We start from the raw sequence: 10,567 nt of genomic DNA on the forward strand, positions 1-10,567 counted from the left end.
CTGGGACGCGGCACCCAGGAGGGCGAGCCGGATCTGGACGTGGTGGTGGTGAACGACCACGGCGGCGGGATCTTCGGCGGGCTGGAGCACGGCCGCGCCCCGCGCCCCCTGTTCGAGCGGTTCTTCGCCGCCGGACAGGTGCTCGATCCGTTGGCACTGGCCCGCGGCTTCGGTGCGCAGGCCGTTCGTGTGGAGGCGGCGGGGGTGGCTGAGGTGCTGGCGTCCTATGCGAGCGGGCGGCGCGTCGTCGAGGTGCCGTTGCCGCCCGTGTGAGGGGGCCGGTTCAGCTGGCGGCGATGAGCAGCACGCACAACATCAGCACGGTGCTGACCGGGACCATCAGCTTGCGCTGGCGACGGCTGCTCGACATGGCGTTGACGACGACCTGGATGGCGCCGTAGGCGAAGACGATCCAGGCCAGGCCTCGAATGACCGGGGAGTCGTGACCGGGCAGGACCTCGGCCCTGCTGAGGAGGATGACGGCCGTGGCGGCGTAGAGGAGGATCGCCCAGCGGGCGGCTTTGCGCACCGACGCCTTGGGCAGCCGCTCGCGACCGCCCCACAGGTACTCCCCGACGGGCTGCCCGAGCGCGACCATGGCCTGCATGGACGCCAGCAGGCATAACAAAAGCAGCGCCACCGCCAGGGGCACCACGATCATCACGTCTCCTGTCCGGTCCGCCGCGGTCGAGACGACGGGTCCACCCGCCCCAACCTAGCGGCGAACGTCCCCGAATGGGGACTTTACAATGCTGAGATCTTCTCAGGGACGCCGCCGCCGAGGGGCGCCGCCCCCAGGACCCGGCACCAGCCCGCCTCCCACCAGGTGAGCAGAAGTTCGTCCGCCCGGCCGCGAGCAGGCAGGAGCCCGGCGACCGATTCCCGGGTGGATTCCCGGGTCACCGAGGACCCCAGTCGATCCAGCGTCAGGTGCGGGGTGGGCTCGGCGCGGCCCCAGTAGGGGGCTACCTGCGGGGCCGCCGCCCGCGCTGCCGCCGTCAGCGCTGCGAAGCCCTCGGCGGGCTCGGGAACGAGGTGGACGACCCCATCGGGAAAGACGTCGAGTCGGCGCAGCACATACGAGAACGGCTCCACCGCGGCGGCGACGCGTTCCAGCAGGGCGCGCTCGGGCGGGCAGGGTGCCAGCACGGTGATGTGCGCGTGCGCAAAAAGCGGATCCGCCGAGACGAACGCGGGATCATAAAAGGCGGTGCGGTCGCGCACCCACTCCTCCAGGGCGGGGACGCCGATCAGCAGCACGGCGTGTCCTCTCACCGGGCCAGCCTGCCACAGCGCCGGACACTCCGACGGGAGGACCACCCCCAGCCCCGGCAGCACTCGGCAAGCGATTGCACTAGGGCCCACACGCTGCCACAACCTGGGTGATCGCACGAGTGGCCGGGCTCGAAGGCCGACATCGGCAGCATTTGGCAATCGTTTGCCAAACGGTATCGACTGGTCTAGCTTCGGCCTTGTGCGGGGCGCCGACGCCCCGACGGCCATCGCCACCAGCCACCGCGACAGGCGACCCGCACATCGAGATCGCTCGGCGAACAGGACCCAGCATGACGACACCACGAACAGGCGACACCAGCACCGCAGGGACGCCCCACGCGAGGATCGGGACGGCGATCATCGGGGCGGGCGCCATCGCCGCGACCCACGCCGCCGCGATCCACGCCACCCCCGACCTCGACCTGGTCGCCGTCGCCGCCCTCACGGTGGACCAGGCCCAGGCCTTCATCGACGCGCACCACGACGCGTGGCCCCGGGGTAACGTCCGGGCCACGACCGTGGACGAGGTCCTCCGCGACGAGCGCGTCCGACTGGTGTCGGTCTTAACACCCACCGGCACGCACGTGGACCTCGGCACGCGGGTGCTGCGCGCGGGACGCCACCTCGTCGTCGAGAAGCCCCTCGACGTCGACCTGGCCCGCGTCCAAGAGTTCGCGCGGATCGCGGAGGCCGCCCAGGAGGACGGGCTCGTGGCGGCGGCGGTCAGCCAGCATCGGTTCGATCCGGCCTCCGCGCAGGTCCGCGAAGCCATCGACGCGGGACGCCTCGGGCAGCTCACCTCGGCGGTCGCGTCGGTGGGCTGGTGGCGCAGCCAGGGTTACTACGACAAGACCGCCTGGCGCGGCACCTGGGAACAAGACGGCGGGGGCGCACTCATGAACCAGGGTGTCCACACCCTCGACCTGCTGCTGTGGTTCCTGGGCCTGCCCGTCCGAGTCCACGCGACCAGCCGCAGGCTCGCCCACGCGCGCATCGAGGTCGAGGACACCCTCGCCGCCGTCATCGAGTTCGCCTCGGGCGCGGTGGCCACCGTGCACGCCACGACGGCCGCCTATCCCGGCCTGGCGGCCCGGCTCCAGATCATGGGCTCGCAGGGAACCGCCGTCATCGAGCACGACAGCCTGGCCTATCTGCACGTGGCCGACGGCAGCGACGTCGGCGAGATGGGCCTCCACGGGGGCGGCAATCAGGCACCCCCCACCACCAGCAGCCGCCTGGACGCGACCGTGGCCTCCGCGGGTCACGCCCGGCAGTTCGCCGATGTCGCCCACGCGATCCGCCACGGCGTGCCGCCGCAGGTGAGCGTCCCCGACGCGGCCGCCGTGCTCACCACCATCCATGCCCTGTATCGGTCCGCGACGCTCCGGCGTCCGGTCGACCTCGCCGAACTCGCCCAGGACCCCGCGCCCCTGGCCTACCGCGTCGGCCCCTGACTGCCTGCCCCCTCACCCGAAGACACGACCCATCACGCAACGAAGGAGACACCACATGATCTACGAGCTGAACCACCTCGGCATCGTCGTCGAGGACCTCGCCGCCTCAGTTGACTTCTACACCAGCCACCTCGGAGCGGCGGTGGTCTGGAGCGCCCACGTGGAGGCCAGCGGCATGGACCTGGCCTATCTCCAGGTGGCCCAGGGCCTCGTCGAGCTGCTGTCCTTCCCCGACGGCGCCATGCCACTGGGGACCAACCACCTGGGGTTCTACAGCGACGACCTGGACGCCGACTACGCGCGGCTCGTCGCCGCCGGCGCCGCCTCGCTGGTCGCGCCCAAGGTCGCGGGCACGGGAGCCGGGCGTCAGGCTCTCGTGACCGATCCGGACGGAGTCGCCATCGAACTCCTCCAGCGCGACCTGCCGCTGCGCGCGGGCACCCTGCCCCACCCGCACATCCGCGCCATCGACCACGTCGCCTTGCAGGCCTCCGATCACGACCGCACCTTCGCCTTCTACACCGACCACCTCGGCATGTCGGTGGCCAAGCAACTGCCGATCCCCCAGCTGGACACGCACCTGACCTACCTGCACCACGGCGCCGACGTGGTCGAGATCCTGCCCGAGGTCCACGACGGACCCCGGCTGCACCACCTCGCGCTGATCGTGGACGACGTGGCGGCAGCGCTGGCCTACGCCGAGGAGCGGGGGGCCACGATCCACGAGGCGGCGCATCCCGCCGCTGGCGGGGTGGGCAGCGTCGGGGCCCTGATCGACCCCGATCAGACGGTGATCGAGTTCATCGACCGTCCGCCGGTCCTCGCCGGCTGACCTCCCCTCCGGTGTGCCGCTGCCCGGGCGTCCCCGGCCGAGGCGGCGGCACACCGGTATCGTGAGCCGCCGAGGCTCGCACAGGAGGCAGATGCCCATGCCGACCCCTGATGGTCCGCGTTCACCGCTCGGTGCCGCCCCGACGATCTACGACGTGGCCAGGCTCGCAGGCGTGAACCCCTCCACCGTCTCGCGCGCGCTCAACTCCCCCGGCCGGGTGAACGCGAAGACCGAGGCACGCGTCCGGGAGGCCGCGGAGGAACTGCGCTATCGCACCAACCCGCTGGCGCGGGCGCTGCAGTCGGGCAGGACGAACGCGCTGGGATTGATCCTGCTCGACATCACCAACCCGATCATCGCCGGGATCATGCGTGGCACTCAGCTGATCGCCGAGCACGGCTACACGCTGATCCTGGGCGAGTCCCAAAACAGTGGCGCCGTCGAACGTGTCGCCGCCGAGAAGATGCTGCCGAGCGTGGACGGGCTGATCCTCGCCGCCACCCGCCTGCAGGACGCCGATCTGGCCGAGTTGAACCAGCAGCGGCCCCTCGTCCTGATCAACCGGGAGGTGCCGGGGGTCGCCTCCATCCACGGCCCGGTGGAGCCCGGGTTCGACGAGGCGGTGGCGCACCTACACCTGCTGGGGCATCGTCGCATCGTCTATCTGTCGGGCCCGAAGGACGCCTGGATGAGCCGGCAGCGGACCGAGATCCTTCAGGAGGTGGGCGCCCGCCGCGGCGTCGAGATCGAGGTGGTCGGCCCCAACGAGCCCACACTCGAGAACGGCATGCGCGCTCTCACCACGCTGGTGGCGCACGATGCCACGGCAGCGATCACCTACAACGACATGATGGCGATCGGGCTCCTGCAGGCGGCCCGCAAGCAGGGCCTGGAGGTGCCCCGGGACCTGAGCATCATCGGGTTCGACGACATCTTCGGCTCCGATTTCACGTGCCCTCCGCTCACCACCATCAGGGTGCCCGCCACACACCTGGGCGAGTTGGCGGTGCGGCGCCTGCTGTCGATCATCGAGGGGACCGAGCCGCCTTCCGACGACGACGCCCCGGCAACCTCCCTGATCGTGCGCGAGTCGACGGGCCGCCCCCGCTCGCGCTAGCGCCGACTCGCCGGGGCGGATCACGCCACCCGGGCCCGCCGGCGCCCGCAGGGCACCGGCGAGCCCGAGAAAACTCAGGCGTGACGGATGGTCATCATCGCGATGGCGTCGCCGTCTGGGAGGAACGTGAACCGGGAGCGGCCGTTGGCGTGCTGGGATCGCCAGTCGCCGATCACGGTGACCCCGGCGTCGTCGACCTCGACCTCCTCCACGGTCAGGACGCCTCGGGCGCCGAGGAACTCGACGTCACTCCAGGCCTTGATCGCCTGGCGTCCGGTGAACAGTCGCCCCCAGTCGTCGACGACCCCCTCAGGAGTGAAGGCGTCGAGGAAGGCCTGCTCGTCGTGCCCGTTGACGGCCGCGAGGAAGCGGGCGATGTTCTCGGGAACAGTGGGTGTCGTCATGGTGGATCCCATCGTTGATCAGCGGGTGGTGTAGCCACCGTTGGCGAACAAGGTCTGGCCGGTGATCCAGCCGCCGTCGGTGGCGAGGAAGAGCACGATGGGGGCGATGTCCTCGATGCGGGTGAGGCGGTTTCCCATCGCTTGGGACTGGTGGAAGGCGACCCGCTCGGGGGTCTCCTGGCCGTAAAAGAACGGGGTGTCCATGGGGCCGGGCGCCACGGCCGTCACCGAGATGCCGCGGTCGGCGAACTCCTTGGCCGCCGCGCGGGTGAAGTGTTCCACGGGCGACTTGGAACCCGCGTAGGTGGAGTAGCCGTCGGTGAATGCGGCGAGCAGCGAGGTGACGATGGTGATGATCCGGCCGCAATCGTTGAGCCGCCGCCCCGCCTCCTGGAGGAAGAAGTAGGCCGTCTTGGCGTTGATGTCGAACATGGCGTCGTAGTCGGCCTCGGTGGTATCGAGGATGGGTTGGCGCAGCACCTTGCCGACGGTGTTGATGGCCACGTCGAGCGGCCCGATCGCCGCTTCGGCGTCGGCGAAGAGCTGGGCGACGGCGGCGGGCGAGGTGAGGTCGCCTTGCCACAGCGTGGCGGTGACGCCCGCGGCGCGCACGTCGGCGAGCGTCTGCTCAGCTTCGGCCCGGCTGGCCTCGGAGTTGTAGTGCAGGGCCACATTGGCACCGCCGGCCGCGGCCTGGCGCGCGATGAGTCCGCCCAGGTTCTTGCCACCTCCTGCGATGAGAACGTTCTTGCCCGCGAGGGGTAATCGGTCATGACGCTCCTTAGCGTTGATATGTAGCCCTATATCGGTGCTACAGCACGTAATGTAGCACCGTGCATGAGAAGCGGGACAGCGATACACGGGAGCGGCTGATCACCGCGGCTGCGACGCTGGTCGCTGCCGCCCCGGGGGAGGACTTCTCGCTCCGGGCGGCCTGCGATGCCGCAGGCGTGACCATGCCGACCGCCTATCACTTCTTCGGCTCCAAGCAGGGCCTCATCGACGCGCTCGTCGAGCGGGGATTCGAGCAGTACCTGACGGCGAAACAGGCCACCGAATCCACCGGGGACCCCATCGGGGACATCCGTGCGGGCTGGGACGCCCACGTGACGTTCGGGCTGGCCCACCCGGGCCTGTACACGCTGATGTATGGGCAGGTGCGCCCCGGCCACTACCCCGCCAGCCACGCGGCGCCCACGCGCCACCTGGCCGAGCTGACGGCGCGCGCCGCCGCGCAAGGACGCCTCGCCGTGACCCCTCAGGCGGCGGCCGCGCACGTGCTGGCCACTAATGTGGGCGTCACCCTGCGTCAGATCGTCCTGGAGGCCCCCGATCCGGACCTGAGCGCGGCTGTGCGGGACGCCACCCTCGCCGCCATCACCGGGGCCCACCGCGACCAGGACCCGTTCAGCGCCGCCATCGAGGCCGCATCCGCAGCTCCCGACACGCTGGGCGCCGAGGAGACGCGCCTGCTCATCGCCTGGCTAGGCAGGCTCCGCGACCGCACCTCCCGGTGAGGCCAGCCAACGACCGTCCACCTGCGGGAGGCCACCCACGGCGACGCGTTGCTGGACGCCTCGTAAGCTCGCTGCATGGCAGTCGTGAAGATCAACGCAATCTCCGTTCCCGCCGGCGCCGGCCCCGAACTGGAGGCCCGGTTCGCGGCCCGCAAGCATGCGGTCGACGCCGAGCCGGGATTCCAGGGATTCCAGCTCCTGCGCCCCGTTCAGGGCGATGACCGCTACTTCGTGGTGACGACGTGGGAGGACGAGGAGTCGTTCGCGCGGTGGCGCGACAACCGCGCCGATGCCGCCCACTCGGGCCCCGGGACGCGTCCCGTCGCCAACGGTGCCGAACTGCTGGAGTTTGAGGTCGTCGAGCTCTGATCCAGCGACGACCTCACCTTCGACGAGGGTGGGGTCCACGGGGCGCGGCGGCAGCGGACGCACCAGCATGTAGAGGCCGATCAGCCCTGCCGCCGCCCCGAACACCACGCCACCGAGCCCGGTGACGCGCGGATCCGCGCCCCCGTCGTTGGCGAACGATATGAGGGCGGTCTGGGTGAGGACGAGCAGCACCAGCGCCCCGGCGAGGTTGCTCAGCTTGATGACCTCCACCAGCAGATCGGCACGCCGTCGCGCCGACACGATCCCCGAGATCGCCAGCCCCAACTCCGTGAACGTCAGCGTGGCGATCGCGATCCCGGTGTACTTGTCGTAAGTCTGGACCTCACCACCGCCCACCATCATCGCCGCACAGCTCACGACGTAGAGCGCCGCGATCAGGAGCACCGCTCCTCCGGCCACCCGGTAGACCTGGCGCTGCCAGCGATCCGGATCCAGATGGCGGCCTCGGGGGTGGGCGGCGCGCTCGCCTCGATGCGCGTCCACCACCAGGATCTTCGCGACCGCCAGCCCGACGCTGAAGGCGGCGTTGGCGATCCAGAACAGCGACGCCGTGGCGAGCAGTGCTGCCACCACCTTCCACGTGGCCATGACCAGACTCGTGCCGATCGACCACTGCGCGAACAGCACGGTGCGTCCCCGCAGGTCGCGCCACCGCAGCACGACCAGCGTCAGTACCCGGCGCGGGCGCGCTCCGCGTCCCGGGACCTGCCCGGAGGTGAGCGGGGACACGGCGCTGCGGGGTTCGTTGAGTCGGTCGTGAGGCACCCTGCGATCCTCGCCGCAGTCGGGCGCTGGGCCGTCCTCCCTCCGGGGCATCTTTGCCTACTGCGAATGCGGTAGACGGTCGGTGCAGCCAGACGATGTGCGCGGCCGCGTCACGAAGAAAGCTGGTGGTCATCGAGATCGTGCCGCAACGAAAGGGGCCCGCATGACCATGCATCGCCCAGCAACCCAACGCCGTCCCGGCCTGATCGTCGCCGTGTTGGCGATGACCGGAGTGGTCGCCACCGGCATCCAGACGCTCATCGTCCCGCTCCTGGGGCAGCTGCCCTCCTTGCTGGACGCCTCCGCAGCCGACACCGCCTGGGTGGTGACCGTGACCCTGCTCACCTCCGCGGTCGCCGTTCCCATCTCGGGACGCCTGGGCGACATGCTCGGCAAGCGGGCCGTCATGATCGCCAGCCTGGTCCCGCTCATCGCCGGTTCCGTGGTGTGCGCCCTGTCGGTGTCGCTCGGGGCGATGGTGGTCGGACGCGGGCTGCAAGGCCTGGGGCTCGGCGTCGTACCGCTGGGCATCAGCCTCCTGCGCGAGGTGATGCCGCCGCAGCGGATAGGGTCGGCGGTCGCCACCATGAGTGCCTCGATGGGGATCGGGGGCGCCCTGGGCTTGCCGTTCGCCGCGATCGTCGGACAGACGACGAACTGGCGCATCATGTTCTGGACGTTCGCCGGGCTCGCCGTCGTGGCCCTGGCGCTGCTCGTGTGGATCGTGCCCGCGGGCCATCGCCCCACTCCGCGCCCCCGGTTCGACACCCGCGGGGCGGTCGGACTCTCGCTGGGGCTGGTGAGCCTCCTGCTGGGGATCTCCAGGGGGGCGTCGTGGGGCTGGCTGTCGCTGCCGACCCTCACGTGCGCCGGGCTAGCCGTGGTGTGCCTGTCCTTGTGGGCCGCCCACCAGCTCCACGCCGGCGCGCCGCTGGTGAACCTGCGCAGCTTGTCCGACCGCCGGGTCGCCCTGGCGAACCTCGTCGGGCTGCTGATCTCGTTTTGCACCTACCCGTTGTCGTACGTGATCCCCCAGATCCTGCAACTGCCCGCCTCCACCGGCTACGGCCTGGGGCAGTCCATGGTGGCCATGGCCCTGTGGTTGGCGCCGGGTGGCCTGGCGATGCTCGCCATCGCGCCGGTGAGTGCCCGCCTGTCGGCCCGTTTCGGACCGCGGACGACGCTGAGCCTGGGCGCCCTCGTGATCGCAGCCGGCTACGTGTCGACCTGGTGGCTCATGGGTTCTCCCTGGGGCCTCATGATCGTGGTGGCACTGTGCAATGTCGGCGTCGGCATGGCCTACGCGGCGATCCCGTTGATCCTCATGGACGCCGTTCCTCCCGCCGAGACGGCCTCGGCCAACGGCTTCAACACGCTGTGCCGCGCCATCGGGACGAGCGTCGCGGGTGCCGTGATCGGCGGGGCGCTGGCCGCGTCCGCCACGCAGGTGGACACGTTCACGGCGCCCTCGGCGCCCGCCCTCCACGCGGTGCTTCTCGTCGGGGTCGGGCTGGGTGGGCTCGCCTGCCTGCTCGCCTGGGCGATCCCCCGCGCACCTCAGACCGGCTCCCCCGCCCCCGCCCTCGTCGGCGCAGGACAGGGCACCCGTTCCTGATCGTGACGGGCTGGCGCAGCGTCGACGGCCCGTCCCCATCCCCCACCCACACCCGAGAGGAGGAGTGTCATGACTCGCATCATCGTGATCGTGTCGGCCGTCGCCGCGGTGGCCGCCGCCGCGTTCTTCGTCAGCAAGCGTCGTTCACAGGACGCCTGATCCCCGCCCAGCAACGAGAGAGGAGCACCGTCATGGGTGTCGTCGTGGTCGTGATCGCTGCCATCGCCGTCGTCGTCGTGATGCGCAAGCGTGGCTCAGCGTCATCGTGATCCTGTGCAGGGTCGGGCCGCCTTCACCGGGCGGCCCGATCGTCGCGTCTAGGGGCGGATCCCGGCGAGCACCGCGTAGGACACCAGTTGCGCGCGATCGCGGGCGCCGACCTTCATCATGGCGCGGTTGGCGTGCGTCTTGACGGTGTAGGGGGACAGGAACAGGTCGGCGGCGATCTGCTCGTTGGTCAGGCCGGTCACGATCGCGGCGACGATCTCCCGCTCGCGCGGGGTGAGCCCCTCGAACCGGGCCGCAGCGGCCCGGTCGACGTGGATGTCACGATCCTCGGCGACGTGGTCCACGAGCGCGTCCACGGCCGTCGGCGACAGGGCACGTCCGCCGTGGGCGACGCGGAGGATGCCGTCGGTGAGTTCGGTCGGGCTCGCGCCCTTGCTGAAGAACCCGTCGGCGCCCGCGCGGAGCGCCGCGAGCACGAACTCGTCCTGATCGAAGGTGGTCAGGATGAGGATGGGGAGCTGCGGGGCGGGGTGTGTGGCCCGGATGCGGCGGGTGGCTTCGACCCCGTCGATGCCGGGCATGCGGATGTCCATGAGCACGACGTCGACCTCAGCGTCGCTCAGCAGCCGGATCGCGGCCAGCGCGTCGCCGCTCTCGGCGACGACCTGCAGGTCGGGGTGGGCGTCGATGATGACCCGCAGCCCGGCACGGATCATCTCCTGGTCGTCCACGATCAGGACTCGGATCATCGGGGGCTCCCCTCGGTAGCGGGCAGTTCGGCGCGCACAGAGAACACCGTGCCGTCGACGTGTGCGGTCAGGCGGCCCCCGGCGGACGTGGCGCGTTCGCGCATCCCCACGTGGCCGTTGCCGCCCCCGGAGGTGTCGCGGCCGTCGGTGCGGCGCAGGTTCACCACGTCGATGGTGACCGCGTCCGGGCCGACGTCGACGCGCAGGGCGATGCCGCCTTG

Annotated in this window: 11 protein-coding genes and 2 pseudogenes; 6 read left to right on the forward strand and 7 right to left on the reverse strand. The window is 70.8% G+C overall.

Annotation, left to right across the window (positions count from 1 at the left end):
- Positions 1-273 (forward strand): annotated as a pseudogene (locus tag V7E09_RS11685) (2-succinyl-5-enolpyruvyl-6-hydroxy-3-cyclohexene-1-carboxylic-acid synthase); the annotation flags it as partial.
- A gap of 10 nt (positions 274-283) precedes the next feature.
- Here the strand turns inward: V7E09_RS11685 and V7E09_RS11690 are convergent.
- Positions 284-661: a hypothetical protein gene (locus V7E09_RS11690; protein ID WP_324511470.1), complete on the reverse strand. Its 378-nt coding sequence runs from the start codon at positions 659-661 to the stop codon at positions 284-286.
- A gap of 83 nt (positions 662-744) precedes the next feature.
- Positions 745-1,275 (reverse strand): 2'-5' RNA ligase family protein, encoded by a 531-nt coding sequence (locus tag V7E09_RS11695; RefSeq protein ID WP_324511469.1) that lies wholly within the window; start codon positions 1,273-1,275, stop codon positions 745-747.
- 290 nt (positions 1,276-1,565) lie between these two features.
- Between V7E09_RS11695 and V7E09_RS11700 the strand changes: the two genes are divergently transcribed.
- The 3 genes from V7E09_RS11700 (at position 1,566) to V7E09_RS11710 (ending at position 4,678) form a co-directional block, all read left to right on the forward strand.
- Entirely contained in the window at positions 1,566-2,729 is a 1,164-nt protein-coding gene (locus V7E09_RS11700; RefSeq protein WP_324511468.1) for a Gfo/Idh/MocA family protein, read from the forward strand.
- A 55-nt stretch (positions 2,730-2,784) separates the two neighbouring features.
- Positions 2,785-3,561, forward strand: coding sequence for a VOC family protein (locus tag V7E09_RS11705; RefSeq protein WP_324523430.1), 777 nt, complete (start codon positions 2,785-2,787; stop codon positions 3,559-3,561).
- Positions 3,562-3,658: 97 nt separating this feature from the next.
- Entirely contained in the window at positions 3,659-4,678 is a 1,020-nt protein-coding gene (locus V7E09_RS11710; protein WP_324511466.1) for a LacI family DNA-binding transcriptional regulator, read from the forward strand.
- Between the two features lie 74 nt (positions 4,679-4,752).
- Here V7E09_RS11710 and V7E09_RS11715 read toward each other — a convergent pair whose 3' ends face one another.
- A complete protein-coding gene (locus V7E09_RS11715) occupies positions 4,753-5,082 on the reverse strand; it encodes a nuclear transport factor 2 family protein (protein ID WP_324511465.1) in 330 nt (109 codons plus the stop codon).
- An 18-nt stretch (positions 5,083-5,100) separates the two neighbouring features.
- Positions 5,101-5,943, reverse strand: a complete 843-nt coding sequence (locus tag V7E09_RS11720) for an SDR family oxidoreductase (protein ID WP_442956882.1) — start codon at positions 5,941-5,943, stop codon at positions 5,101-5,103.
- On the opposite strand from V7E09_RS11720, the gene V7E09_RS11725 reads away from it, so the two are divergent.
- Entirely contained in the window at positions 5,916-6,599 is a 684-nt protein-coding gene (locus tag V7E09_RS11725) for a TetR/AcrR family transcriptional regulator (protein ID WP_324511464.1), read from the forward strand. The two genes, V7E09_RS11720 and V7E09_RS11725, sit on opposite strands and share 28 nt — an antisense overlap.
- Here V7E09_RS11725 and V7E09_RS15730 read toward each other — a convergent pair.
- The gene (locus V7E09_RS15730) at positions 6,567-7,754 is read right to left on the reverse strand and encodes a hypothetical protein (RefSeq protein ID WP_442956883.1); all 1,188 of its coding nucleotides are present in this window, start codon (positions 7,752-7,754) and stop codon (positions 6,567-6,569) included. The two genes, V7E09_RS11725 and V7E09_RS15730, sit on opposite strands and share 33 nt — an antisense overlap.
- Positions 7,755-7,917: 163 nt before the next feature.
- Between V7E09_RS15730 and V7E09_RS11735 the strand changes: the two genes are divergently transcribed.
- Positions 7,918-9,369, forward strand: a complete 1,452-nt coding sequence (locus tag V7E09_RS11735; RefSeq protein ID WP_324511462.1) for an MFS transporter — start codon at positions 7,918-7,920, stop codon at positions 9,367-9,369.
- Between the two features lie 317 nt (positions 9,370-9,686).
- Here the strand turns inward: V7E09_RS11735 and V7E09_RS11740 are convergent, their stop codons facing one another.
- Both V7E09_RS11740 and V7E09_RS11745 read right to left on the reverse strand, forming a co-directional pair.
- Positions 9,687-10,346, reverse strand: coding sequence for a response regulator transcription factor (locus V7E09_RS11740; protein WP_324511461.1), 660 nt, complete (start codon positions 10,344-10,346; stop codon positions 9,687-9,689).
- Positions 10,343-10,567 (reverse strand): annotated as a pseudogene (locus V7E09_RS11745) (hypothetical protein); the annotation flags it as partial. The gene V7E09_RS11740 and the pseudogene V7E09_RS11745, both read right to left, overlap by 4 nt.

This window comes from Propioniciclava sp. (assembly GCF_036744435.1).
Classification (GTDB): Bacteria; Actinomycetota; Actinomycetes; order Propionibacteriales; family Propionibacteriaceae; genus Propioniciclava.

Excerpts from the sequence above, each read along its gene's own strand:
- V7E09_RS11690 (WP_324511470.1), bottom strand. The coding sequence starts at position 661 with ATGATCGTGGTGCCCCTGGCGGTGGCGCTGCTTTTGTTATGCCTGCTG.
- V7E09_RS11700 (WP_324511468.1), top strand. The coding sequence starts at position 1,566 with ATGACGACACCACGAACAGGCGACACCAGCACCGCAGGGACGCCCCAC.
- V7E09_RS11705 (WP_324523430.1), top strand. The coding sequence starts at position 2,785 with ATGATCTACGAGCTGAACCACCTCGGCATCGTCGTCGAGGACCTCGCC.
- V7E09_RS11710 (WP_324511466.1), top strand. The coding sequence starts at position 3,659 with ATGCCGACCCCTGATGGTCCGCGTTCACCGCTCGGTGCCGCCCCGACG.
- V7E09_RS11715 (WP_324511465.1), bottom strand. The coding sequence starts at position 5,082 with ATGACGACACCCACTGTTCCCGAGAACATCGCCCGCTTCCTCGCGGCC.
- V7E09_RS11735 (WP_324511462.1), top strand. The coding sequence starts at position 7,918 with ATGACCATGCATCGCCCAGCAACCCAACGCCGTCCCGGCCTGATCGTC.
- V7E09_RS11740 (WP_324511461.1), bottom strand. The coding sequence starts at position 10,346 with ATGATCCGAGTCCTGATCGTGGACGACCAGGAGATGATCCGTGCCGGG.